This is a genomic window from Candidatus Nitrosotalea sinensis, assembly GCF_900143675.1.
Classification (GTDB): Archaea; Thermoproteota; Nitrososphaeria; order Nitrososphaerales; family Nitrosopumilaceae; genus Nitrosotalea; species Nitrosotalea sinensis.
This window is the reverse complement of the sequence record NZ_FRFC01000003.1, coordinates 152,066-175,907: the sequence shown is the minus strand read 5'-3', so window position 1 is coordinate 175,907 and position 23,842 is coordinate 152,066. Positions and strand designations below refer to the sequence as shown.

At 36.1% G+C, this 23,842-nt stretch carries 28 protein-coding genes; 6 read left to right on the top strand and 22 right to left on the bottom strand.

Translation table 11 applies throughout. The features are described from left to right. Positions 1 to 53: 53 nt before the first annotated feature. Together NSIN_RS02505 and NSIN_RS02500 are read right to left on the bottom strand one after the other, a co-directional pair. Positions 54 to 800, bottom strand: coding sequence for a rhomboid family intramembrane serine protease (locus tag NSIN_RS02505; RefSeq protein WP_101009241.1), 747 nt, complete (start codon positions 798 to 800; stop codon positions 54 to 56). A gap of 46 nt (positions 801 to 846) precedes the next feature. After that, positions 847 to 2,547 (bottom strand): hypothetical protein, encoded by a 1,701-nt coding sequence (locus NSIN_RS02500; RefSeq protein WP_101009240.1) that lies wholly within the window; start codon positions 2,545 to 2,547, stop codon positions 847 to 849. A gap of 90 nt (positions 2,548 to 2,637) precedes the next feature. Between NSIN_RS02500 and NSIN_RS02495 the strand changes: the two genes are divergently transcribed. Next, on the top strand, positions 2,638 to 3,759 hold the full coding sequence (locus NSIN_RS02495; RefSeq protein WP_101009239.1) for a SpaA isopeptide-forming pilin-related protein: 1,122 nt from the start codon (positions 2,638 to 2,640) through the stop codon (positions 3,757 to 3,759). 29 nt (positions 3,760 to 3,788) lie between these two features. On the opposite strand, the gene NSIN_RS02490 is transcribed toward NSIN_RS02495, so the two are convergent. The 5 genes from NSIN_RS02490 to NSIN_RS02470 all read right to left on the bottom strand — a co-directional run bounded on the left by NSIN_RS02490 (position 3,789) and on the right by NSIN_RS02470 (position 7,974). Beyond that, positions 3,789 to 4,388: a cupredoxin domain-containing protein gene (locus tag NSIN_RS02490; RefSeq protein ID WP_101009238.1), complete on the bottom strand. Its 600-nt coding sequence runs from the start codon at positions 4,386 to 4,388 to the stop codon at positions 3,789 to 3,791. Between the two features lie 120 nt (positions 4,389 to 4,508). Beyond that, a complete protein-coding gene (locus NSIN_RS02485) occupies positions 4,509 to 5,399 on the bottom strand; it encodes a plastocyanin/azurin family copper-binding protein (protein WP_101009237.1) in 891 nt (296 codons plus the stop codon). A gap of 85 nt (positions 5,400 to 5,484) precedes the next feature. Continuing rightward, positions 5,485 to 6,342: a metal ABC transporter permease gene (locus NSIN_RS02480; RefSeq protein WP_245871882.1), complete on the bottom strand. Its 858-nt coding sequence runs from the start codon at positions 6,340 to 6,342 to the stop codon at positions 5,485 to 5,487. A gap of 1 nt (position 6,343) precedes the next feature. Then, positions 6,344 to 7,066 (bottom strand): metal ABC transporter ATP-binding protein, encoded by a 723-nt coding sequence (locus NSIN_RS02475; protein WP_101009236.1) that lies wholly within the window; start codon positions 7,064 to 7,066, stop codon positions 6,344 to 6,346. Further along, positions 7,063 to 7,974 (bottom strand): metal ABC transporter solute-binding protein, Zn/Mn family, encoded by a 912-nt coding sequence (locus NSIN_RS02470; protein ID WP_101009235.1) that lies wholly within the window; start codon positions 7,972 to 7,974, stop codon positions 7,063 to 7,065. The genes NSIN_RS02475 and NSIN_RS02470 overlap by 4 nt, the downstream gene beginning before the upstream one ends. Positions 7,975 to 8,062: 88 nt before the next feature. Between NSIN_RS02470 and NSIN_RS02465 the strand changes: the two genes are divergently transcribed. Beyond that, complete coding sequence (locus NSIN_RS02465; RefSeq protein ID WP_101009234.1) at positions 8,063 to 8,446, top strand: CopG family ribbon-helix-helix protein; 384 nt, start codon at positions 8,063 to 8,065, stop codon at positions 8,444 to 8,446. A gap of 15 nt (positions 8,447 to 8,461) precedes the next feature. Here NSIN_RS02465 and pyrB read toward each other — a convergent pair whose 3' ends face one another. Then, a complete protein-coding gene (gene pyrB / locus NSIN_RS02460; RefSeq protein WP_101009233.1) occupies positions 8,462 to 9,394 on the bottom strand; it encodes an aspartate carbamoyltransferase in 933 nt (310 codons plus the stop codon). Between the two features lie 43 nt (positions 9,395 to 9,437). Here pyrB and pyrI point away from each other — a divergent pair, with 43 nt between their 5' ends. Further along, positions 9,438 to 9,899, top strand: a complete 462-nt coding sequence (gene pyrI / locus NSIN_RS02455; protein ID WP_101009232.1) for an aspartate carbamoyltransferase regulatory subunit — start codon at positions 9,438 to 9,440, stop codon at positions 9,897 to 9,899. Positions 9,900 to 9,902: 3 nt separating this feature from the next. On the opposite strand, the gene NSIN_RS02450 is transcribed toward pyrI, so the two are convergent. The 11 genes from NSIN_RS02450 to NSIN_RS02405 form a co-directional block, all read right to left on the bottom strand. Beyond that, positions 9,903 to 11,918, bottom strand: a complete 2,016-nt coding sequence (locus NSIN_RS02450) for a V-type ATP synthase subunit I (protein WP_245871881.1) — start codon at positions 11,916 to 11,918, stop codon at positions 9,903 to 9,905. Positions 11,919 to 11,922: 4 nt separating this feature from the next. Continuing rightward, positions 11,923 to 12,243 carry a hypothetical protein gene (locus NSIN_RS02445; protein ID WP_101009231.1) on the bottom strand — a complete coding sequence of 107 codons (321 nt, stop codon included), beginning with the start codon at positions 12,241 to 12,243 and terminating at the stop codon, positions 11,923 to 11,925. Between the two features lies 1 nt (position 12,244). Beyond that, entirely contained in the window at positions 12,245 to 12,370 is a 126-nt protein-coding gene (locus NSIN_RS09645; RefSeq protein ID WP_281259588.1) for a hypothetical protein, read from the bottom strand. Continuing rightward, positions 12,363 to 13,031: a V-type ATP synthase subunit D gene (locus NSIN_RS02440; protein WP_165775223.1), complete on the bottom strand. Its 669-nt coding sequence runs from the start codon at positions 13,029 to 13,031 to the stop codon at positions 12,363 to 12,365. Before NSIN_RS02440 ends, NSIN_RS09645 begins: the two co-directional genes overlap by 8 nt. 2 nt (positions 13,032 to 13,033) lie before the next feature. Then, positions 13,034 to 14,422 (bottom strand): V-type ATP synthase subunit B, encoded by a 1,389-nt coding sequence (locus tag NSIN_RS02435; RefSeq protein ID WP_101009981.1) that lies wholly within the window; start codon positions 14,420 to 14,422, stop codon positions 13,034 to 13,036. Further along, on the bottom strand, positions 14,422 to 16,185 hold the full coding sequence (locus tag NSIN_RS02430) for a V-type ATP synthase subunit A (RefSeq protein ID WP_101009229.1): 1,764 nt from the start codon (positions 16,183 to 16,185) through the stop codon (positions 14,422 to 14,424). The genes NSIN_RS02435 and NSIN_RS02430 overlap by 1 nt, the downstream gene beginning before the upstream one ends. A 9-nt stretch (positions 16,186 to 16,194) precedes the next feature. Further along, complete coding sequence (locus NSIN_RS02425) at positions 16,195 to 16,530, bottom strand: V-type ATP synthase subunit F (protein WP_101009228.1); 336 nt, start codon at positions 16,528 to 16,530, stop codon at positions 16,195 to 16,197. A gap of 2 nt (positions 16,531 to 16,532) precedes the next feature. Further along, the gene (locus NSIN_RS02420) at positions 16,533 to 17,600 is read right to left on the bottom strand and encodes a V-type ATPase subunit (protein WP_101009227.1); all 1,068 of its coding nucleotides are present in this window, start codon (positions 17,598 to 17,600) and stop codon (positions 16,533 to 16,535) included. After that, positions 17,600 to 18,154 carry a V-type ATP synthase subunit E gene (locus NSIN_RS02415; protein WP_101009226.1) on the bottom strand — a complete coding sequence of 185 codons (555 nt, stop codon included), beginning with the start codon at positions 18,152 to 18,154 and terminating at the stop codon, positions 17,600 to 17,602. Before NSIN_RS02415 ends, NSIN_RS02420 begins: the two co-directional genes overlap by 1 nt. Before the next feature lie 12 nt (positions 18,155 to 18,166). Beyond that, complete coding sequence (locus NSIN_RS09600; RefSeq protein WP_245871880.1) at positions 18,167 to 18,514, bottom strand: F0F1 ATP synthase subunit C; 348 nt, start codon at positions 18,512 to 18,514, stop codon at positions 18,167 to 18,169. A 111-nt stretch (positions 18,515 to 18,625) separates the two neighbouring features. Further along, a complete protein-coding gene (locus NSIN_RS02405) occupies positions 18,626 to 19,411 on the bottom strand; it encodes a sulfurtransferase (protein WP_101009225.1) in 786 nt (261 codons plus the stop codon). Between the two features lie 226 nt (positions 19,412 to 19,637). Here NSIN_RS02405 and NSIN_RS02400 point away from each other — a divergent pair, with 226 nt between their 5' ends. Next, entirely contained in the window at positions 19,638 to 20,315 is a 678-nt protein-coding gene (locus NSIN_RS02400) for a hypothetical protein (protein ID WP_101009224.1), read from the top strand. A 100-nt stretch (positions 20,316 to 20,415) separates the two neighbouring features. Continuing rightward, the gene (locus NSIN_RS02395; protein WP_101009223.1) at positions 20,416 to 20,982 is read left to right on the top strand and encodes a hypothetical protein; all 567 of its coding nucleotides are present in this window, start codon (positions 20,416 to 20,418) and stop codon (positions 20,980 to 20,982) included. 2 nt (positions 20,983 to 20,984) lie between these two features. On the opposite strand, the gene NSIN_RS02390 is transcribed toward NSIN_RS02395, so the two are convergent. After that, positions 20,985 to 21,542: a hypothetical protein gene (locus tag NSIN_RS02390; protein WP_101009222.1), complete on the bottom strand. Its 558-nt coding sequence runs from the start codon at positions 21,540 to 21,542 to the stop codon at positions 20,985 to 20,987. Between the two features lie 76 nt (positions 21,543 to 21,618). Here NSIN_RS02390 and NSIN_RS02385 point away from each other — a divergent pair, with 76 nt between their 5' ends. Further along, entirely contained in the window at positions 21,619 to 21,936 is a 318-nt protein-coding gene (locus NSIN_RS02385) for a hypothetical protein (RefSeq protein ID WP_101009221.1), read from the top strand. Here NSIN_RS02385 and pyrH read toward each other — a convergent pair. Continuing rightward, complete coding sequence (pyrH, locus tag NSIN_RS02380) at positions 21,923 to 22,600, bottom strand: UMP kinase (protein WP_101009220.1); 678 nt, start codon at positions 22,598 to 22,600, stop codon at positions 21,923 to 21,925. The genes NSIN_RS02385 and pyrH overlap by 14 nt on opposite strands. Then, positions 22,597 to 23,841, bottom strand: coding sequence for an HD domain-containing protein (locus tag NSIN_RS02375; RefSeq protein ID WP_101009975.1), 1,245 nt, complete (start codon positions 23,839 to 23,841; stop codon positions 22,597 to 22,599). Before NSIN_RS02375 ends, pyrH begins: the two co-directional genes overlap by 4 nt. Position 23,842 lies beyond the last annotated feature (1 nt).

Below are 23,842 nucleotides of genomic sequence, written 5' to 3'. Positions count from 1 at the left end.
TATTTCTTAATAATGTCCTGATTTGAATTCCAAGTATGATTTGAGAATGGAATTTACCTTCCCCAATTGGTACCACCGCCTTTCCACCCATATCGTGTACCATACATATATTCCGAGCCATGAGTTTTTTTGTAAATAAATCCAATAAACAATCCTACTAGAAATCCTCCAATATGAGCAAAAAATGCAACCCCAGAACCACTTGAACCAATTAAGGCAGGAAATACATTTTGAAAAATAAACCAGAATGGTAAATACCATTTCGCAGATATACGTTGCAACCTAGTGAAAAAACCAAATAGTAACAGTGTCACTACTTTTGCATTTGGAAACATGATAAGGTATGCACCTAATACTCCAGATATCGCACCTGATGCGCCTAGTGCAGGAACTGTACTAGATGGATCTGATAATATATGGAAAAAATCTGCAATTACACCCCAAAAAAGATAAAGTATGAGGTATTTACCTCTTCCAAATTTGTATTCCACATTATCTCCAAATATCCAGAGAAATAGCATGTTGCCTCCAATGTGTATTATACCTGCATGAAGAAACATGGAACTAAAGACAGAAGTAAATGCAGTATAGTTGTGATTTTCCAATACATTTACAATATTACTTGGGATTGTACCGTAACTCAATAACATATTCTCTGCATGTTGATTTGTAAATTCCCAGAATTGATGTGTTACAGATATTTCCCAAAAAAAGACTAGAATATTAATTGCGATTAATGTGTATGTAACATATGGCCTATACCCTACGGGTTTTGGGTTCTCGTCTCTTATAGGTAACATTGAATATTGAATTCACTTTGTAATTTCTATAATAGCATTTTGTGAATTATACTGTAATTATTCCAATGCTGATCAGATATTGGATTCCTGATGCAAATGTTTTGTCATCAATCTGACCAGCAGCCCAGAATCCGGCATTCTTTTTGACCCATGATGGTATTACAGAACTTTGAGTATTAGCTGCAGTTGTAGGTGGAAGATGAATTATCCCATTCTTTACAAGATACTGAATTGCAGATATGAAAGTTTGATCATCAATTTTATCAGTGGACCACCAGTCTGCAGTATTTTTAATCCATTTTGGAATTACAATTCCAGTATCATTTGAAGTCTGGGTTTGGTTATCAGATGTAGTTGATTGAGTTTGGTTATCAGATGTAGTGGTTGTTTGTGTCAGGGAATCACTTTCTGTTACAGTAGAAGGTATCACGACGTTTCCTCTACCCAATCCAATTCTGGTTGTGTCAGGAACACCATTACTGACAATCGAGTTTACTTTTACAGTAATACTGTAGATACCATTACTGGGTAAGTTTATTGTTTGAGTATCAACACCATTTTGTGCAACGGCATCATTCTTTGACCATAATACACTTTGATCTTTATCAAGTAGTTGTATATCATAATGTACATCACCGTTTACTTGATTTTCTGTAAATGAATCATAGAAACTAATGTTTAGTTTATTTTGTGAATTTGCGGATAAAGTAGTTGGATTCCATCCTAGTTTTATGTGCCAACCACCAAAGTCTGTTAGCAAAGAAGCTGATGATTGTACGTTTGGTTTTTCCGGTGCCACTGTGAAATCAATACCATTAGCTCCACTAGGTACCGTCTTTGCCATATTTACCAAGTCAGCTTTGTTAAGGAACAAATGTACTATCATGTAGTCACCAATTGTATATGGATCAACAATTATTCTTCTTCCAGTAAGACCATACCCTTCAGCACTTGCAGAATATGTTGGCGTATCTGAAAATGCAGTTAAAGATTTTGGTACTCGTAACTCTTCATGGATAAATATTGGTCTATCTTGGAATCTGCTTACATCCCAGTTGAATGGCATTTTCCATGAAAATTGTTTAGTTGATTGATCAAAGTTGAAGTCTGATGTCTTATCGTAGTAAGATATCAAAGTTGTGTTATATTGATTATTTTGATATGTTACATCTTGTGTAGATACATCTCCTACACTAAGATAAGAGTCAAAGGTTGGAGGATTTGATCTATCTATTATTGTATTAGCATAGTCAAGAGCTAATAGTTCCATATGAAAATGATAAAGGCCTCCTTCAGAAAGTATTGGTCCTGCAACTGTCACTTCATCTGTTTGTGACATCCATCCACCCAGAACAGGATCAGTATCACCGTATACAGTGTATGTTCCATCGCTACCACCAGGTTGGAACTTTATGGTAAGATATCCAGAATGGGTATAAAATAATTCATGCATTAAGACTTTGTCGCCTTTTGTAGCATTAATGAAAAATGAGACATTGTTTATCGTAGTATTGGTATTTGCATCAAAAAATCTAAACTGTAAATATTTGTCTTCAGAACTATCTGAAGTTATTATCGGGGGGTTTAATTTGATAAAAGCTGTGATCACTCGATTTCCAATGTTTGCTTGAACATTTTCTTGAGTAAAACCATCGCCGTATGCTTTTTGAGGAATGAATGGAACTGATGAGGATAAAATTATCAAGGCAAAAACAAGTGATAATATACTCTTGGCGTAAAGTCGCATAAATTAAAAAAAACCTTGCAACCTATTTAATTCTTGAGCATCATTGGTGCTTAACATAAAATTATTAACAAGACAGCATAGAACTAGAAAATGAAAAAAGAATCAAAGATACTTCTATTGGTTTTTGTTATATTAGTTGCATCAATTATGCTCATAATATCAGGTTTGGGAACACATCAAAATCCAGTATTTGCTCAAAGCTCGTCACTTACTATAATTTCACTCTCAAGTGACAACAAACTCATTGGAGGAAGCCAATTTTCAATATCACCAAATCCATTTACTGGAACGGGAAATTATACAATAAAAGATAATTCTTCAGACGATACTGACAAAGACAAGGATGGAGTTATTACTTTGTCAGGAATTAAGAATGGAAATTATGTCATAATTCAGACAAATACGGTATCTGGATACAATGTTGATCAGATTCAAAAAACCACGCAAGTAAATAATTCTCAAACTGTTGTTACTTTTACAAACATACCTAGTAATTCTCCAGTACAATCATCATCCTCGTCCTCAAGAAGTATTACATATACAACCAAGTTTGAATGTGGTTCAATATACGCAGGAGAAGGCCCACTAAGACCAGGACACTATGATACTGACATTAGTCTGTTTAATAAACAGAGTTTTCAAACACAAGTTTTTTGGAATGCAGTAGTAAACAATGGCCCCAGTTCAAATGCAGTTTTATTCAAAATGGACTCTGAAACATCAAAAAGTATAACATGCCAAGACATCAGAACTTCACTTGGAAATAATAATGAAAATTTCATAGAGGGATTCACCATAATCACTGTACCTTTAGACTCCACATTTGGTGGAGGAATGACTATGACAGATCAACCATCAAATGATATTAACGTATTAAATGTTCAGGCATTTTATACTGCAAATGCATTAGACACTCTACCCCACGAAGTAATTGTAGACAAGATTTCATTTTACATAATACAAGATGACAGTGGAAAGATTCCAGTAAGTATGTTTAGAAAAACTCTTGATATATCCATCCCATCTGGATTAAATCAAATATCAGACACTGAAAAGAAAGTCAAAGATGCTCTTGCCAAACAATATTCTCTTTCAGATGAAGATTTGGCAAAAATTGTAATCAGAATAAAAGATGTTTCAATAGGAGTAGGAGTATTACATGATGATCATGCTATTTCATTATCTACAATAAACCCACAGTTAGGGTCTTAGAAAAATAATAAAAAAGAGAAAGTTAGAGTTTAGAATTTTGGAATTCCTCTAGTCTTTGCTACAAATACTACCATGCTCATTACAGCAATTGCAAGAACTATTGATGCTACTGGACCAAATTCTGGTACAGCAGTTGTATTATCCTGTGTAGTTGTTGCATTTGGTGTTGTTGCGGGAGTAGTTGTTGTAGTTGTTACATTTGCTGGAGTAGTTGTTGTACTTGGTGTACCGCTACCTGCTCCTACAATTACTTGACCTGTCATCCATGGATGCACAGAGCAAAAGTAATCAAATGTACCTGCATTTGCAAAGGTAAATTGGAATGTTGTTCCTGGTTTTAGAGTGTCATCTTCGAACACTTTGCCACATTCATCATCTGTGACTTTACCGCTGCATATTACATGCATTGTTGTATCAGTGTTCTTCCAAGTTACCGTTGTTCCTGGTGCAACAGTCAATGGATTTGGATTAAAGCAGTTGTTTGTTGATACACAGGCTGCTTGTGCGCTGCCGCCTGCACCTTTTGCAATATCAATTTCATTTGCTGTTTGTCCAAATGCTGGTGCTACACCTAAGATAGCAACTAGAGCCAAAAGACCAAATAGTGCGCCAAATGGTTTTGACTTCATTGTTTTGTGTGATATAGTGCTACTATAAAAATCTCTCAGATGGTTCTCCTAAATATGTTCGATGCACACAGTCTGGGATTCGATAAGATCTATTTACAATAAAAAAGAGAAAGTTAGAGTTTAGAATTTTGGAATTCCTCTAGTCTTTGCTACAAATACTACCATGCTCATTACAGCAATTGCAAGAACTATTGATGCTACTGGACCAAATTCTGGTACAACATGTGTAAAGCTTAGTACTTCACCTTTAACACCTGTCCACGTAGATGGATCCACTGTAGGTAATCCAATACCATTGAGAGTTACTTGTATGTCTACTGGATCGGCAGATGACAGATTTGCAGCAGTTGTTTGTGTGTCATCGCCTGTGTGCGTATGTCCAGCTGAGTTTGACAATATAGTATTACCATCTTGTACAGCAGTGATTGCATAGTTCTGATGATGTACTTTGTTTCCACTTGCATCTGTAAACGAGATAGATAATGACAAAGGTTGTCCACTAACAGGACCAGAAGTATTTATTGTTACAGTTGTACCGTCAGATGCCTTTGCTGTTAGTATTGTCATTCCATTCATTGTACTGGATGTATTAGTAGAATTCGTATTTGTTGTACTACCTGCTCCTACAATTACTTGACCTGTCATCCATGGATGCACAGAGCAAAAGTAATCAAATGTACCTGCATTTGCAAAGGTAAATTGGAATGTTGTTCCTGGTTTTAGAGTGTCATCTTCGAACACTTTGCCACATTCATCATCTGTGACTTTACCGCTGCATATTACATGCATTGTTGTATCAGTGTTCTTCCAAGTTACCGTTGTTCCTGGTGCAACAGTCAATGGATTTGGATTAAAGCAGTTGTTTGTTGATACACAGGCTGCTTGTGCGCTGCCGCCTGCACCTTTTGCAATATCAATTTCATTTGCTGTTTGTCCAAATGCTGGTGCTACACCTAAGATAGCAACTAGAGCCAAAAGACCAAATAGTGCGCCAAATGGTTTTGACTTCATTGTTTTGTGTGTACCTTAGATCTTATAAAAATATGATCTAGTTTAGCAGTTATTGTGTTATAAAATATCATTTTATGTAACTAGCCTAGTTTGACACATTATTACTTATATTTACTGCCTTTCTGATGAATTTGTTACTGGTTCTCAATGATTTTATTCCAAGTGAAATGCCAAATATGATAATAGAGATTAAAACTATCATTCCACCGGGAGCCACATTGAATACATATGAAAGCAGTATGCCAGATATGGATGAAAATACTGAAAAACTCATAGAAATTATTGCTGTTTGTTTAAAACCCTTAGAGAATAGTATGGCTGTAACATTTGGCACCACTATAAGAGATGATGTAAGTAATATGCCAACAAGTTGCATAGAGCTTACTACAACAATGGCTGTAATTGTAACAAATAGATAATTAAGTTTCTCTACAGGTATCCCACTTACCTTTGCTTGCTCTTCACTAAATGTAACATATACAAATTTTTTGTACAGTAATAAAATTATTATAAGTATTGTGCCACACAGCCCTAAAATAAGGAGAGTATTTTGTAAACTTACAAGAAGTATACTGCCAAAAAGAAAGCTGAAAATATCAACAGTGAATCCTTTTGCCAAACTTATCAAAATTACTCCCATTGCAAGACCAGATGACAGCAATATTGCAACAGTTGCATCACTTGAGATCTGAAATTTTTGTTTTATTTTTGCGAGAGCTAGTGCACTTGAGACAGATACCGTAAATGCTGCCCATAATGGATAGATATTAAGATAAAGTCCGGCTGCAATCCCTCCAAATGCTGCATGAGCAAGTGCATCACCAAAAAGAGATTGTTTTCGTAAAACCAGAAATAATCCAATTACAGAACACATCAAAGAAATTGCTATTCCTGATACCAGAGCTCTTTGCATAAATGCATATGAGAATATTTCAAAATTCATTTTAATCCTCGTGTTTATGCATATGCAACTGCATTGATGATTCAGAATACATTTTCAACAAATCTGCATTATGGAAAAATTCCTCAGATACACCATGAAAAGCCAAAGTTCTGTTAAGACATGCAACTTTTGTCGCAAGTCGTGCTACTGCATCAAGATCATGAGAAGACCAGATAATTGTAATTCCTTCTTTTTTATTTAGATCAGTCAGAATATGATAAAAAAAATCCATGCTCTGTGAATCAATTCCCGTGACAGGTTCGTCGAGAATTAATATTTGAGGATCATTTACCAGAGCTTTTGCAATAAAGACTCGTTGTTGTTGTCCACCTGATAAATCACCAATTCTGCGTTTACCAAGTTCATGAAGCCATACCTTTTGAAGAGATTTGCTTACCTTATCAGTATCGTCAGTGTCAAGACTCATTCCTACTATTTCCTCTACGGTAGCAGGAAAGTTTTTTTCAAATACAGGTTTTTGTGGTACATAACCTATTTTTTTTAAATGCTGTACGGATTTTCGTATATCTTTACCAAAAAATTTGATCGTACCTTGATAATTAGTAATTAACCCAAGCATACAACTGAAAAGAGTAGTTTTGCCTGCACCATTTGGTCCTATAATGCCAAGAAAATCTTTCTCTTCTACTGAAAATGTAACGTTATGAAGTGCTGATACTCCTTCATATGAAACTGTTAGATTGTCAATCTCTACCAGTTTCATGAACAAAGTGCCTCTTTGAGATTTGATAGATTATCTTGCATTTTTTCCACATAGTCATCATGGGTATTGGTAACTTCAAGTGGGCTGAGAACTAGAACTTTACCATGTATTTCGTCAGCTATTACTTTAGATATTTGTGGATTAACTGCTTCTTCTGTAAAGATCACATGAATTCCAAGATCATGTGCCTTATTGACTATCTCTTGAAGTGTTTGTGCAGTTGGTTCTGCTTCAGGATTCAGTCCACCAACAATTGTATTTTGATTTAATCCATATTCTTTAGAAAAGTAAGAAAATGCATCATGAAACGCAAGAAAGTCTTTTTTATTACAAGTTCCAAGTTCTGTCCTAATTTGATTGTCAAGTAAATCTAGTTTTGCTTTGTATTGATTTGCATTTTGTTGGTAATAATCTGCATTTGTTGGATCAATGTTGATTAAACCATCTGCGATATTTTGTACCTGTATCTTGGCAAGTATTGGATCAAGCCATATGTGAGGATCTATCATATTCGTATTTTCATTGTTTTCTAACAGATGAATATTTTTACTAGAATCAATTATAGTGATATTTGGGTTTTCAGAAACAAGTTTAGATATCCATGGTTCAAGTCCAGCACCATTTATGATTATCATGTTTGCTTTTTTGAGGTGTTCAATATCTTGTACTGTTGGTTCCCAATCATGTGGCTCTACTCCGGACGGTATTATTACTGAGACATCAACTTTGTCTCCACCCACGGCTTTGGTAAATTTGTAAATGGGATAAAATGTAACTAAAATTTCATGATGTTCTGAGACTTGTTGAATGTTTTCCCTGTTTTGTTCAGATAACCACAATACATACCCTGATAGAGGTATAACAACAATAATAGACAATATTGCAGTCTTGACACCAATATTCAACATCCAATCTATTTTTATGTTATTAATAAATTTACAAAATATTAATAATTATTATTGCTAAACTTATAAGATAGTTAATAATAATGGAATCATGCCAATAATTTCCATATCACTCAATGATGAGATACTTTTAGAATTAGATAGAATACAGAAAACAATGGGGTTTACTGGCAGATCCGAAATTATTCGCGCAGGAATAAGAAATTTGGTAGCTGAAGAAAAACAGCAGAGCATGTTATCAGGATTGATTCATGCAATTTTGATGATTGTTCATGATGAAGAATCAGAACAAGTTGTGACAGGAATTAAACATAATTACGAGGATCTAATTGGAACACATCTTCACAGTAAAGTGGATGGAAACAAGTGTATGGAACTTTTCTTGTTACACGGAGATGCTGAAAAGATAAGTGTCATGACACGAGACTTTCAGACAAACAAGAAAATGGATAATGTAAAATTAGTAACAATGTAAATAATTTTCTATATATCATATTCCATTTTCATTTAGAATCAATGCAAGAAGTGCTGCACGCGTATCTTTTCCATATTGTGCTTGTTTAAAGTATTTGGCTTGTTTTGTAGAATCAATCTCATGTGAGATCTCATCAAGACGTGGCAATGGATGCATTATGATAGCATCATCTTTCATCTTCTTTACTAATTCTGGACCAATCTTGTAGCTTCCCTTAACTTTTACATATTCTTCAAGGTCAGCAAATCTTTCCTTTTGTATTCTTGTAACATAGATTACATCGAGATCATCTAGGTTTTCTTCCAAATCACTAGTTTCTGAATATTGGAGTTTTTTTCTTATTTCATATGTTGAATCAGATCTTATTTTGAGCGAAGGTGGAGATATTAATTTTACATCAACATTATAGTTGCTAAGAGCATATAGAAGTGAATACACAGTTCGTCCGTACTTGAGGTCTCCTACAATTCCTATTTTGAGGCCGTCTATCTTCTTTTTTTCTTTTCGTATAGTATAGAGATCAAGTATTGCCTGTGTTGGATGCTCCTCGGTTCCACTACCAGCATTTATCAATGGTTTTTCAGATATTTCTGCTGCAAACCTACTAGAGCCATCAAGTTGGTGTCTAAGAACCAGCACGTCAGAGTAAAGGGACATGATTTTTACAGTGTCCGCAAGACTTTCACCTTTTCTTGCAGACGAGGATGAGGCATCTGCTATACCAAGAGAAGTACCACCTATTGAGGCCATAGCAGCCTCAAAGCTTAATCTAGTTCTGGTGCTAGGTTCAAAGAACAGATATCCAAGAGTCTTTCCTCGCACAATCTCTCTTCTCTCATTTTGATTCATTCCAATTATTTTATCAGTGGCCTGAAAAACAGTCTCAAACTTTTGTTTATCAAAATCTCGCACTGAGACAATATCTTTTTGGAAAAAAGAATTGCTCATTAGCAATTCACTATTATATATGAGTAGTATACAAACTATTCCAATGTCAGAGTCTGATCTTATTGTACGAAGAATAAAGAATGGAACAGTGATAGATCATATAGAATCTGGAAAGGGCTTGAAGGTTCTAAATGCATTGGGAATAGACGGAAGAGATGGAAATGTTATCACAATTGCATTAAATGTTCCCAGTTCAAAAGTTGCAAAAAAAGATATCATAAAAGTTGAAAACAAGTTTTTACAAGATACAGATACTAACAAGCTTGCACTCATCGCCCCAAAAGCTACTGTCAATATAATTCAGGATTACAAACTAGTTGAAAAGAGACGTGTTGCTTTACCAAATCAAATTGAAAGAATTTTTCGATGCTCAAACCCAGATTGCATAACAAACAGTGGAGAAGAGATACAACCAATCATGGATGTAGTTGATAAAACAGGTCTTGTATTAAGATGCAGATATTGTACAAGAATTTTAGATGTTAATGAACTAAAATATTATTAGATTCTATTTCTTTTCTGCCTGTAGCTCATATTGGTCATAGGTATATTTTCTCGTAGTACCAAATGGTCTAAAGGCTCTACCATTGCCGTGATAGAACTTTGAAAAGAATTCAACATAGATTAATCTTGCTCCCTGAATTCCTGGCTCAAAGACACCAATTATAATATTGAATATGTGACCTATGAAGAGTATCATCGTTCCAAGAACAATAAAAGGAATTCCATGATGTAATGTTTTGAAAAAGATAAAGTCAATCACATCAGCCAAAATAACGGATGCCAAAAGAATTCCAATGAGTCTGGTGTATGACAATATATGGCTAACAATGGACGGCAACTCCATGATCGCCCTTGGGCCTTCTCCTACAAACATCAAGCCAATTCCACCAATCATCAAGCCTATGTAAGCAGCACCTGTTGTACTATGAACCGGGTTGACGTGTTGGTGATGCATTAGTGCAAGTCCAAAGAGTACTACACCCCAACCAAAGAGCAACCAACCCATTTTGCCAATAGCATGTTTTTTGAGACCCTCACGCATACTATTCAAGATACCAAGGATTAGACCAAATGTTACCATTCCAAGGCCAATGTATCCAGCTATTAGCAATAGTTTTCTTAGACTAGTAATTGGACTGAATATTGTTCCATCTGCAGGTAGATGTAAACCCAGATTAGTATTAAGAAAACCAAATAGATAACCGTTAAGATGGAATCCAAAATAGAGGTTAAACACAAATCCCAATCCTATTGCAATGATAGCACCGGGTGTCATTGATTTTGCAAGTTTTACCATCTGTCGTCTCTTTAGTATATTCAATGCAAATTTACTCAACATACTAGGCATGATGTTAATGTCTCTCTTTCCACCCTCAATTCTTCGAATAACCCATCGACATACTAGAAGTATGAATAGTCCATATCCTGCATCTCCAACCATCATACCATAGAATATGGGGAAAAAGATACCGAAGATTAGTGTTGGATCGAATTCTTTGCCTTCTGGTAAAGAATAGAACCTGATAAAGGCTTCAAACAATTTGAATCTCTTGGGGTTGTCAAACTGTGTAGGAGGGTTCTCATGAGTTTCAAGCTCAAATAACATGGTACCTTTGGTATTTTTTTCAAATATGCCACGTAGTTGACCTATCTTTGATTTTGGAATCCATCCTTCCAGTGCAAAGGAATCAGAAGTAACTCCAAGATTATCAATTACTTCGAGTTTTTTATTTTCAATCTCAAGCTGTTCTTCTATGCATACAATGTTTACATAATGAGTTTTTGAGATATCACTTAATTGCCTATCAATTTCTTGTAACTTGTGTGATATATCGGTCTGTTTTGATTTGAGATTTTGTAATAATTGATCTGCCTTACCCTCTAGTTTTGGAACAGCTTCTAATTTTACGTCATATTCTTGAACCACGGTTGCAAGTGCATGTGGCGGGAAGTTTGGAAATGTAACAAGAACCAGATTTGTTGATTCTTTTCCTTCCTTTGGATAAAGGAAGACATCCTGGCTGTTTACATCAAGTGCTTTTTTGAAGGCAGGATAATTCTTAGAATCTACCTTACCAAAGTAAGAATGTGCCATTTTTAATTGGAGAACGTTAAAGTCTTCTGGGAAGAAAGAAAAATCTTCAACTAATTTTATGTGATTTTCAGTCTCTTTTAGCTGTGTCAAAAGATGTTCTTTTTCTTTTTCTAATGCACTAACCTTGTCATCTACGTTAATGTTCTTGGCAGCACTCATTATTTGGTCTATAGAAGTAAATCTTTGACATTGTGTAACCTCAGTTGGTGGAAGAACAGTTTTGAAGGCTTTCATCCTAAGAAGCTGATCAGATACTTGTCTGAACATTTCTCCGTCCCGTTCATTTCGTACAAGAGATGCAATATCTTTTGACAATGGTTCTAATTGTACTACATTAAGGTCGTGTAGAATCGATACTACTGTTTGTCTTTCATTTCTCAGCCCAAGCACTGCAATTTTTCCCATTGGTACTGGTTTGAGAACCAAAGATCTATACCTCTTTGAGTAAGATATCGATTATTTCTTTGACTGTTTGTGAGTCAATTCTTGAGGAAATTGTCTTGGCCTTGTTATTTGCTTCTTCTATAATCTTTGTAGTTTCAGCATTTGCTTTCTTTCTTGCCTGATCTATAGAAGACTCGACTAGTTTTTCTCCATCTGCTTTTGCTGCGGTAATAGATTGTTTAGCATTAGACTCAAAGTTTCGAAGTTCTTCTGCGACTTTTTTCTTTTGTTCGTCTATCTCTTTTTGTGATCTCTCTTCAGCTTCTTTTATTTGCTTGAGTGAATGTACGTATTTTTCTGCAGACATTTTAAACTCCGAAAAAGTGTTTGCCTGCATACAGTGCCAAGGCTACAGTGGCAAGTATGTTTCCAAGCTTAAATGCACGAACTATCATAAAGAACCTCTTTTGTTCTTGATTAACAAAGTTAGGCAACTAATTCTCGCTCCTTTTGTTTTAGGGATTCCTGTTCTCTTTCTCCCATCTTTCGTTTTACAGTTTTGAGCATCATGAAAGTATCTCGCTCCATTTCATCGAGTCTAAATATAATAAATTTGATTGCGGCTTGTAGTCGTGGAATGAATACATTTTCAATTGCATTGGACTTTCTTTTTGTTTTTTCAATTTCAAGTAATAATTTACGAAGTGTTGTTTCTTTTTCTGCAACATCAAGTACCATCTTGTGTACATTATGAAATGCTTTGATTGCTTCGTTGATTGAGGGTGGTAATTCTAAGAGGTGTTCTGTAAGAGCTTGATCGTTTTTACCGCCTTCTATCTTTGGAATTCGCACACCCATAACATTTTTTGGAGTTATCTGCAATTTGTTTAGTTGTGGAATCTTCATTGCCTCGTTTTCTAGTCTCATTGCACCTGCAAGCATTTCTGCCATTCGAATTGCTTGGTATCCTTTTACAAGTTCTGCTTGAAGACCACTTCTAAGTGATGCAACAGTTTTGCTTGCATTAAAAAATTCTAGAATTAATGCTTGTCTTTTTAATTTTAGTAATTTTAGACCTTTTTTTGCAACGATGATTCTTCGTTTAGTACGGATGTATTCAAGACGAGTTGGTCTGATATTAATTACTGATGGCAATCTTATGCACCTGTACCAGATCTCTTTCTGTATTTCTCGATAAATTCTGGCTTGATACGATTAAGTTCAGAGTCTGATAATTCGCTTAATAATTCCCAACCAATGTTTAAGGTCTGTTCTATAGAGCGATTCTCATCCATTCCTTGATTGACAAACTTTCTTTCAAAGTCATTTGCTACTTTCATGAATTTTCTATCAAGGTCGCTGAGTGCTTCTTCACCCACTATTGCAGCAAGTGATCTTGCATCCTTACCTTGTGCATAAGATGAGTATAGTTGGTCTGCAAGGCTTCTATGATCTTCTCTTGTACTGCCTTTACCGATACCTTGATTCATCAAACGTGAAAGACTAGTAAGCACATCTACTGGTGGGTGTATGTCTGCTCTGTGCAGATCTCTACTCATGACAATCTGTCCTTCTGTGATATAACCAGTAAGGTCTGGAATTGGGTGAGTAATATCATCTGCAGGCATGGTTAGAATTGGAATCTGTGTTACAGAACCGTTTCGTCCCTTTATTTTTCCTGCTCTTTCATATAATGATGACAAGTCAGTATACATGTAACCAGGATAACCTCTTCTTCCCGGTACTTCTTCTCTTGCAGCAGAAATTTCTCTTAATGCTTCACAGTAGTTAGTCATATCAGTCATGATTACAAGCACATGCATGTCTCGTTCATATGCAAGATATTCTGCAGTGGTTAATGCAAGTCTTGGAGTAAGTAAACGCTCCATAGAAGGATCAGATGAAAGGTTGAGGAACAAAGCAGTTCTTCCCAATGCACCACTTTCTTCAAATTGTTTTACAAAGAAGTTTGCTTCTTCACTTGTAATTCCCATTGCTGCAAATACTACTGAAAAGTTTTCTGATCCTCCAAGTACTTTTGCTTGTCTTGCAATTTGTGCTGCAAGTAAGTTATGTGGAAGACCTGCGCCTGAGAATATTGGAAGTTTCTGACCTCTGACTAGAGTATTCATTCCATCAATGTTTGACATTCCAGTTTGAATAAATTCAGACGGTTCTTCTCTTGAATATGGATTTATACCAGAACCTACCAAGTCAACCTTTGTTTTTGATACAATTTTTGGACCATTATCTCTCGGATTACCAAGGCCGTCAAAGACACGCCCTAACATTTCATCAGACACTGCAAGCTGTGCAGTTTCACCTAGGAATTTTGTAGATGTACTACCAATGTTAAGACCTAATGTTGCACCAAAGACTTGAACAACTGCAAGACCTTGTCTTGTATCAAGGACTTGACCTTGTCTTCTTTCGCCATTTTGTAGCTTGATCTCAACCATTTCACCGTATGCAGCATTTTCTACTCCCTCTACAAACATTAGAGGTCCCGCAATCTTTGAAAGTGTCTTGTATGATATTCCTGACATTATCTTGATGCCTCCGTCATTAGAGTTGTAAATTCTTGTTGCATTTTGCTTTTTGTATCCTTTACCAATTGTTCTACTTGGTCTTCTTTTGTCCATTTAATTTTTGATATCATCTTTCTTGACTCTAATTGTCCTATCTTGACAGATGTAATTCCTTTCTTAATTGCGTCTGCTTCCATCTTACCAAATTCAAGTATTGTTGAAAGCATCAAGAATTGCTTTCTGATGGAAGTATATGTATCAACATCATCATATGCGCTCTGTTGTAGATAATCTTCTCTGATTGATCTTGCAGTGTCCAGTACACCTTTTTCCGGTTCTGGAAGTGCATCATATCCTACAAGCTGAACAATTTCTTGTAACTCAGATTCTTTCTGTAAAATTTCAAGTGCCTCTTTTCTGGCTGCAATCCAAGATGTTGCTACGTTGTTCTTATACCAATCTCCCATACCATCAGCATATAATGAATAACTTGTAAGCCAGTTAATTGATGGGAAGTGTCTTCTTGATGCCAAGCTTGCATCAAGTGCCCAGAAGACTCTAGTAACTCTTAGTGTGTTTTGTGATACTGGTTCTGAAAAGTCACCTCCGGGTGGTGATACTGCACCTACTAGAGTAAGAGATCCTACACGTTCTTCAGGAGATATAACAACTGCTTTGCCTCCTCTTTCATAGAATTCTGCTAGTCTTCTTCCAAGATAAGCTGGATAACCTTCTTCACCTGGCATTTCTTCAAGTCTACCAGAAATTTCTCTTAATGCCTCTGCCCATCTTGACGTACTGTCTGCCATCAATGCAACACCATATCCCATATCACGATAGTATTCACCCATTGTGATACCAGTATAGATACTTGCTTCACGAGCAGCTACTGGCATGTTAGATGTATTAGCAACAAGAATTGTACGTTCCATCAATGGTCTCTTTGATTTGGGATCTTCTAGTTTTGGGAATGTTGTAAGGACTTCGGTCATTTCATTTCCTCGTTCTCCACAACCTACATAGACAATCACATTACTGTCTGCCCACTTGGCAAGTTGCTGCTGAGTTACTGTCTTTCCACTTCCAAATGGACCTGGAATTGCAGCTGTGCCTCCCTTTGCAACTGGGAAGAATGTATCCAGTACTCTTTGTCCGGTAAGTAATGGTTCTTCTGGTGCTAATTTGCGAAGAACTGGTCTTGGAGTTCTAACAGTCCACCAGCTTGATAATCCAATGTCTGCTTTGGTTCCATTTTGTACTGAAGCTACAATATCATTAACTGTGTACTTACCTTCTGAGATATCAGTAAGAGTACCCTTGACGTTATGAGGGACCATTATCTTGTGCATAATGAGCGGAGTTTCTTGAACTTCACCAATTATTTCTCCAGGAGAAACTTGATCTCCTTTTTTCTTTAATGGAACAAATTCCCATTTTTTGGTTTGATCAAGTGCAGGAATGACTTTTCCTCTGCTAATAAAGTCACCACTTTGTTCACGTAGAACATCCAGTGGTCTTTGAATACCATCATAAATTGATGTCAACAAACCAGGACCAAGTTGCATTGAGAGAGGTCGTTTTGTATTGATAACCTTCTCACCTGGTCGGAGACCTGTTGTATCTTCATAAACTTGAACTGTTGCCTTGTTGCCTTCAAGACGAATTATTTCTCCTACTAGTCCCATATCACCAATACGGACTACATCGAACATTTGAGCGCCCTCTAGACCACTTGCGATCACTACAGGACCCGAAACTCTTGAAATTATTCCATCAGCCATTTATCATCATCAACTCGAGGGGATACTTATTCCTAACACTCTCTTTGCTAGAACAGATATAGACTCTTCTTGAATATTTCCTTCTAAAGCAGGCATAAATATGACTAGAGGTTCGATGGAAGCCTCGATCTTCTTTCGAAATATTGCAGGAAGGCTTGCTCTTACTGCGTCACTTATTATAATTAGGCTATAGCTACCTGATGAAAATAGATCCTGTATCGTCTTGCTTGCCTCTTCTCCACTTGTAATGAAGGTATCTTCTATTCCTAATAGATTATACCCTATGGCTAGCTCACGCTCTCCTACTACCGCTATTTTTCCAGTGGTGGATTTTTGTTGTGACATATCTATTCTATTAACAATAACGAGTTGATGTAGTCTGCAGAGAGGTTATAGCGTTTACCATAAGCAATTCTTTTGATGTTTTCACGCTCATGTTCTGTGTTAATGATAAAGTAGAATATGGTACCAATAGAGAGTGCAATATTTTTCAATTTTTTCACATATTCGGAATTTATGAATTTATCCAAAGCTACCTCAAAGTCAATAAGGCTGTTTGATTTTTTGTATTGTGCTAGTGCATTAACTAGCATGAATCTATTCTCTATTCTACCTACAATTTCTGGCACATCTTTTGCATTATAGACGTCAAGTAGTTCATTTTTGGTCATCTTACCACCTTCGATTATATGCTTGGCTACTAGATCTTTATCAAGATTAGATTCCTTTGCTTTGAGAATACTTAGTACATTTTTCTTGTCAATCTCTGCTCGTATGTAATCTCTAATGAGTCCCTCATCGCCTTGGAAGAATTTGAGTGACTCGAACAAATTATGATAATAGAATGTTTGAAGTGCAGACATCATTGGCCCCAGATCTCCTGTCTTCTGGTATGTCTCAAGGTGTTGCATGAGAATTGGGCCATAATTGTATTTTACCAGTTGATTTACAACACCATCAACTCCAGTTTGTGACAGGATTATTTTCATTTCATCGTGCGAGATATTTCCTGCAGATATTCCTGCTGGAACATTTCTACTTGAGACAAGAAATGATTCTGTCTCTGAAATTGGTCTGCCCATACTCTTTGCAGAAAGAATTAGTTCAATATTGTAAATATCCCACTTTGAAAGATATGCTCTGACAGCTGATTTGCCATTAAACGGCGTTGCTTCCAGTGCAATTTTATTAATATATACAAGATGTCTGTTTAACGCTACTTCAAGTAGTTCTGATTCTTTAAAGAGCGATGCGGCTTTTTCAATTTCTGGCTGATACCATGTAGATCCAAGTGTTTTTATCATCTCAGTTTCATCTTTTGCTTTCATCAGGTTTTGCATTTGTTCTTTTGATAAAAGATTGAGCGAGATTGCCTGAAGTCTTCCAAATGATGATGCATATTGTGATGTTGGCATTACATTTTCTCCGAGAGGAAGCTCTTTACTTGGTCTTCATTAGTTCTAAGTAATTCTTCAAAGGTAAGGTCCAATTCCCTTGTTCCTTCTTTGTTTTCCGCTACAATTCCACCTAGAGTCTTAATTGACTTGTCTGTGGATACACCAAGTTCTTTGAGAATTGATTTGTCTTCTTCTCGGCAATGAACTATAATATTTTGACCAAGTTTCTTTTTGGCATTGTTAACCATGGTTTCAAGAGATTTCTTGTATTGTGGACTCTTTGTGTAAGTTTCAATCTCTTTGTAGATTACTGCAAAAGCAGACTGCATGTTAGCATTTACTGCATCAAATATTATCTTCTTTGCTTGTAGTTTTGAGGCTTCAATTATTCTTGCTTGTTCTCTTTCAGACTTAATTTTAGCTTCAGTTGAGAAACGTTCTTGAATCTCCTTTAATGTGTGATTCATCTCTGCGTCAAGCCTAGATTTGCTCTCTTGAAGATCCTTTTCAAGAGTTGCAATCTCCTTTCTCTTTCTAGACTCTATTTCTTGAATGAACGTTTCAATGCTCATTACCGAAAACCACTATAGTATGCCCAGTAGCAATATGATTCCTAACACGAATCCAATGATCCATAGAGTTTCTGGAATCACAAAGAAGAATAGCACTTGACCAAACTTCTCTGGCTTCTCTGCAATAATACCCATACCAGCTGCACCAATACCTTGCTGTGCATTACCAGTACCAATAAGACCACCAGCGATTGCAATTGCTGCTGCAATAGCCAAAAGTGGTTTTGTTAATCCGCTGCTAGTAGCAGAACTTTCTGCTGCAAAAGCAGGAGTTGTTGACACAAATGTAGATAGTGCGATTGTCAATCCTGCAGCGATAACTAAAAGCGATAATTTTGAACGCTTGTTAAGCACCATCATCAAAGGCTCATTTAAAGAGGCTATATTAATCTAATTCTTGCAAATGTATTTTCAATTTTTAGAAACAACAACATGCGATCATCGTACACATTGTTGTATTGCAAAAGATTTCTAGTTTTTTTCCAGAGTAACTGGTAATTCTAGTTTATTTCCCCATTCTCCCCACGAACCAATGTAGACCTTTACATTTTTGAAACCCAATATTTTGAGTGCTAAAAAAGAATTTGCTGCCCGATATCCTCCTTGACAATATGTTATAATTTCATCATCTTTTGAGAAATTATACATTTTATCAAGATCATTGTTTGATTTCATTGTACCGTCATCATTTACATTTAATGCCCAATCAATATTTACAGCAGTTGGAATATGACCTCTTCTTGCTGCTCGTATTGTGATTCCATCATACTCATCTTTGCTTCTTGCATCAAGCAGTTTTGCTGTACCAATTTTTTTGTTGACGTATTCGTATCCTGCCAGTATTTCCTTGTTTATCTTGCCTGAAAATTTTGTGGGTTTGAATCCATTGGTAGTTGTTTCCATTACAAGCCCAAGACTCTTCCACTTTTTGAATCCCCCATCTAACATGAATACATTTTTGTGAGAAAAGTACATCAATGTCCAAACTCCTCTTGCTGCACTCATACCAGATACATCATCATAGAAAACAACTGTTTTTTCGTTTGTTACGCCAAGAAAAGACAGGAGATTTTGTGTTTGCTTCTCAAATGCCTCTATTCCATCTTTGGAAGTATCAGACCAATGATAATAGAAAAAATCAAAATTAATTGCTCCAGGAATATGTCCTTCCAGATAGTCCTTGTATGATCTGCAATCAACAAGTAGGAGATCTGCAGTGTCAATTTTTTTCAAAAGATCATCATGTGAAATTAGCATATGTTATCATTGTACTGGAGGGTAATGTAAATCCATTTTATTACAATTAGATGTAATGCATACTAGATTTTGAAAAATGCGGTGACACTTTAAAGAAAAATAAATTATTCATAAATTCTTATATCATAGAGAAAATATGATAATATCATAAAATGAATATTTTAGGTTATCAAACTATAAAAGTAGAATATTTTACAAAACAAGAATCATCATTTTGTGAGTAAACATGAAATCAAAAAAACAGACTCCAAAGTTATCAGTTTTTCAAACATTTAAGACAAAAGGAAAAGAGTTTACAGGAGAAGCAATGCGTCAACGCGGAATCATAATTCACCTTTCAACTGAAACTCTTCCCACAAGAAAAACTCGTACTGCCATAGCACACAAACTTGCAGAACAAAATGGAACTACTTGGCAGAATATCTACTCTGGAATTTTCAGAGATTTAGATGAAATTCTACTTCCCCTGGAACTTGTAAAGGAGGCAGGAAGACTTCCAATAAAGCGAGGTCCAAAAGCTCTCCAAGAACAAGGTGTTCCATATTATAATTTGACAGACAGTGGTCTACTTGTTGCTGCATCAGTGTTAGATACTCAAAAAGACAGGACTAGAATAATGAATGCATTTTTTGAAAAAGAGACCAATGTGAAAGAAAAAGATCTCAAGAGAGCAATCATACTACTACTTGATGTTGCGCCAAATTTTGTCATGCTATTATTGAGAAGATATATCGAATCATACAGTAATGGAATAATCGATAAACTTGTACCGCTTAATTCAGAATATATCAGAAAGGCTCTTGATGATACTCTACATGTTCAGAGGGAACTTTTAGAGGGTTTTTCATCCCTATCAAATTCAGACAAGGAACCTGTCATCAATCTCTTCAAAAAAATAGGCTAAATTCCTTATAGATAATTAAAATCCCTTCCCAAAAGAGCTTGATAATGTTGATAATGTTATCTAAAGCCACTTTTGGCAACTCAGGCATGGTATACGAATAATGGCAGACGAGTTAATCGATTATGTTGTTCATTTGATAGATACAAAGAAGGGAGATGCAGGCAGGCTTAACTATATTCTAGGTGCCCTTCAGGATGGTAAGACACTATACAATTCTGATAAAAAGTATCTTGATTCGCTCATAGAGACATACATTGGTACAAAAAAGAGATCAGGTGATCACAAGTCCGTAGAAGAGTTAAGGTCAGAGCTATCCCAAGTTAAGGAGAGATTAGAGAAATTTGAAAAACGAGGTTATAGAAAACCAGTGGGAAGAAAAGCAGCATTTTTCTTTGTGACATTTTTCTTCGGATGGCATTCAATCATAACACTGCTTGCCAAAAAATCCATAATCAACATTCAGGATGTAAATCCATATCTTTTACCTATGTATATGCTTGACAAAATAATTCCAGCAGAATATCTCAACTATGTATATCAGCTCAACCTTACGATACCAAGAATTGTTACTTTGACATTTGGAACAATGATATTAACATGGATAATACTTGGATTTGTGTATCTGATAAAGTTCATCAGATCAAGATACAATCCTGCCAAGCATTAGATTTATTGCGAAAATTCAAAATCTTTTGAATAACTCTGACCAGAGAATGCAGAGTGTGTTGAATAGTATGCAGTTCCTGCAAACTTGAGTTTTGCAGTATGATTTTGTAATGCGGACCAGACTTGAGGATTGTTTCCATCATTTGTTATCTTTGCGTCAACTGTGATTGTTTCATTGTTGTGTTGTGTTAACGGTAAATAGTATGAACTCTCCCAGGTTCCATCATATCGTTGACCATATTGTCCATGGCCAATCATTACTCCGTCTGCATAGATGTCATACCCTACCATTTCTATTATCAAGGTGTTATCGTTGGGATTTGTTAGAACAAGTTTTGTCTCTATTGTTGCATCTCTATCTCCTACTGATAAGATAGACGATCCATTGTATTGTATGTCAACTGGTTTTACCTCAGTCAACACAGATGTTAGAGCAGAAGGTGTGTTTGCGTTTGGAGTAAAATGGTTTTTGAGAATTCCCGAATTTGGAAGAACCACAACAACTCCAAGCATTGCTATAATTGCTCCTATTGCGACATAAACAAGAATTTTCTTTTCCAAGGATGTTTTTACTATTTGTTCAATTCTTAAACGTTGAGTTGAAAACGCTTATAGTAAAAGTTGGAAAAATGCATTTATGCAATATCATCAGGCAGTAAGAATAGGTCAAGAAAGATCAAGAAAATCACAGATGACCTTATTCTCTCATGCAGGTTTTGCCATGCTTACGTTGACTGTAAAAAAATCACAAGGAGTATTTGTCCCTGTTGGAGAACAAGAGCTTGTTGCAATGGCTGAAAAGCCAGGAGAAGGTTGGCTTGTTGTAATAGTTGATGAAGAAGGGTATGCAAAATCCCAATCCAAAGTCCTTGCAGAAAATGATGCAAAAGAAATTCTAAACAAAGCTACAAGTGCAGGAATACCCCAATATTTGGGCCAAGTCAGGTTAGTATAATTTCAGTACCCTCAGGGCTTCCTTTGATTGCTTTTTCTAGTACCTTTGGATCAGACTTGAGTATTCTTGTCTTTAACTTGGAGCGCTCTATCACCTTTAAAGCTACTATGTCCATCAAATCATAACCCCCTGCAACAGCGTCTTGGTGTACAAGCATTGAACGAAGTTGTTTTATTGGAATCTTCTTGAATTTGCTTGCATTCTTGTTCTTGTTGGGATCAGAATCATAGACCCCATCCACATCTGTTGCGTTGAAAAATGCACTAGCTCTTACCTTCTCTGCAATGAGTGCAGCAGTTGCATTTGTACTCTGTCCAGGGTGCAGACCGCCAGTAACTACAATCAGGCCAGAGTCTGCAGCAGTTGCAACTTCTTTTAGGTTGACAGGAGGATGAGGATACGCTTTGTCCTGTAGTGCATAGATCAAAAGTTTTGCATTAAGGCGAGAGACCTCAATTCCAAGCTCATCAAGTGTTGATTCATCAGCACCAGATGATCTTGCATGAGAGATATAGTGTCTTGCAATTTTTCCACCTCCTGCAATTATAATTGGTTGGCAGATCTTACTCATTTTGACAAAAAATTCTGCATATTGTTTTAATGTCTTGGTATCTTCAAATCCAAAAAGACTTCCAGATAATTTTACCACAATTCTTTTTTTCATATATTTTCACCAAGAATGACGTTTGCTGCAATTTCAACCTTTTTTCTAAACTGCTGTCTGGTATAGACCCTAAGCATATCCATAAAGCCAGATATTGCCGATACCAATGGAATTTCAGATATTGGAAGCTCATAAGATTCCTTTGGGCCTTCTCCTTTTTTTGTTGCAAGTATGATTGATTTGGATTCTGTCTTGGAAGGTGAGAGTGGAATTGATGGAGTCTTTGATATGTCTATAAAGACCTCACACTTGTTTACTTGTGCTTTTTTTGCAATCCTGTTTTGTAATTCATCTGTATTTACTTGATTCATTCTAGGGCGAGTAAATATTTTTTCATATACACACTTGAGAAGTTTTCTTTCTTGGTATTCTATTGCAAGCTGACGAGCTCTTTTCAAATCTGCATCCTTTGGTTCAAGGGATACAAGTTTTGAGATTACAAATTCATCTGTCATCTGGACATATTTTTTGATGTCATCTGTAGCCAGCTCAAGTTCCTTATCGGCAAGAAGCATTGATTGAATAAGCATGACTTCCGCAGAGCGCACAGTCTTGTGGAAATAGACTGCCTTGAACATTTGGTATCGTGATATCATCATTGATTCAAATGAGTATAATGCAGATTTGGCAAGGGAGAGTTTTTTTTCGTGCACATCAAGTGAGTGGATTATTCTCATAAAGTCTATTTTTGCATGCTCTGCACCTGTAAAGTATCCATCACGCAAGAGATAATCCATCATATCTGCACTAAGACCGCCAGAGATGATTTCATTCATGAATTGGTATTTGGAATTTCCAAATGCCAGGTTGCTAAGAAATTTCTTGTCAAATCCTGACTTGTTAATTATATCCCCAATCTCAGATTCAAGTATTATTTTTTTTCCAATCTCTTCATGCGATATTGTTTTATTTTTTTGCAATACCTCTTCGAATAGATGTGAGAATGGACCATGGCCTATATCATGGAGAAGTGCAGCCATTCTGATGTTTTCATAATCATCAGAGCTTAGGTATCCTTTTTCTTTTAGTATAGATGCTGCTTGGCCTGCAACATGCATTGTTCCAAGCGAATGCTCAAACCTAGAGTGTTGTGCACCAGGATATACAAGATGTGCACCTGCAAGTTGGCGTATCCTCCTTAACCTTTGAAATATTGGAGAATCGACAAGCCCAAGTTCATGAGAATATACAGTAATAAAATCATGAATCGGGTCTACAATTTGGACGTATTTTTTTGCCATG

Coding starts and splice junctions, on each gene's coding strand:
- pyrI (WP_101009232.1), top strand. CDS start 9,438: ATGTCAGAGTCTGATCTTATTGTACGAAGAATAAAGAATGGAACAGTG.
- NSIN_RS02470 (WP_101009235.1), bottom strand. CDS start 7,974: ATGTTGAATATTGGTGTCAAGACTGCAATATTGTCTATTATTGTTGTT.
- NSIN_RS09600 (WP_245871880.1), bottom strand. CDS start 18,514: ATGATGGTGCTTAACAAGCGTTCAAAATTATCGCTTTTAGTTATCGCT.
- NSIN_RS02375 (WP_101009975.1), bottom strand. CDS start 23,841: ATGGCAAAAAAATACGTCCAAATTGTAGACCCGATTCATGATTTTATT.
- NSIN_RS02415 (WP_101009226.1), bottom strand. CDS start 18,154: ATGAGCATTGAAACGTTCATTCAAGAAATAGAGTCTAGAAAGAGAAAG.
- NSIN_RS02490 (WP_101009238.1), bottom strand. CDS start 4,388: ATGAAGTCAAAACCATTTGGCGCACTATTTGGTCTTTTGGCTCTAGTT.
- NSIN_RS02395 (WP_101009223.1), top strand. CDS start 20,416: ATGGCAGACGAGTTAATCGATTATGTTGTTCATTTGATAGATACAAAG.
- NSIN_RS02505 (WP_101009241.1), bottom strand. CDS start 800: ATGTTACCTATAAGAGACGAGAACCCAAAACCCGTAGGGTATAGGCCA.
- NSIN_RS02495 (WP_101009239.1), top strand. CDS start 2,638: ATGAAAAAAGAATCAAAGATACTTCTATTGGTTTTTGTTATATTAGTT.
- NSIN_RS02425 (WP_101009228.1), bottom strand. CDS start 16,530: ATGTCACAACAAAAATCCACCACTGGAAAAATAGCGGTAGTAGGAGAG.
- NSIN_RS02500 (WP_101009240.1), bottom strand. CDS start 2,547: ATGCGACTTTACGCCAAGAGTATATTATCACTTGTTTTTGCCTTGATA.
- NSIN_RS02435 (WP_101009981.1), bottom strand. CDS start 14,422: ATGTCAGGAATATCATACAAGACACTTTCAAAGATTGCGGGACCTCTA.
- NSIN_RS02400 (WP_101009224.1), top strand. CDS start 19,638: ATGAAATCAAAAAAACAGACTCCAAAGTTATCAGTTTTTCAAACATTT.
- NSIN_RS02385 (WP_101009221.1), top strand. CDS start 21,619: ATGCAATATCATCAGGCAGTAAGAATAGGTCAAGAAAGATCAAGAAAA.
- NSIN_RS02465 (WP_101009234.1), top strand. CDS start 8,063: ATGCCAATAATTTCCATATCACTCAATGATGAGATACTTTTAGAATTA.
- pyrH (WP_101009220.1), bottom strand. CDS start 22,600: ATGAAAAAAAGAATTGTGGTAAAATTATCTGGAAGTCTTTTTGGATTT.
- NSIN_RS02480 (WP_245871882.1), bottom strand. CDS start 6,342: ATGAATTTTGAAATATTCTCATATGCATTTATGCAAAGAGCTCTGGTA.
- NSIN_RS02420 (WP_101009227.1), bottom strand. CDS start 17,600: ATGCCAACATCACAATATGCATCATCATTTGGAAGACTTCAGGCAATC.
- NSIN_RS02405 (WP_101009225.1), bottom strand. CDS start 19,411: ATGCTAATTTCACATGATGATCTTTTGAAAAAAATTGACACTGCAGAT.
- NSIN_RS02475 (WP_101009236.1), bottom strand. CDS start 7,066: ATGAAACTGGTAGAGATTGACAATCTAACAGTTTCATATGAAGGAGTA.
- NSIN_RS02485 (WP_101009237.1), bottom strand. CDS start 5,399: ATGAAGTCAAAACCATTTGGCGCACTATTTGGTCTTTTGGCTCTAGTT.
- pyrB (WP_101009233.1), bottom strand. CDS start 9,394: ATGAGCAATTCTTTTTTCCAAAAAGATATTGTCTCAGTGCGAGATTTT.
- NSIN_RS02445 (WP_101009231.1), bottom strand. CDS start 12,243: ATGTCTGCAGAAAAATACGTACATTCACTCAAGCAAATAAAAGAAGCT.
- NSIN_RS02430 (WP_101009229.1), bottom strand. CDS start 16,185: ATGGCTGATGGAATAATTTCAAGAGTTTCGGGTCCTGTAGTGATCGCA.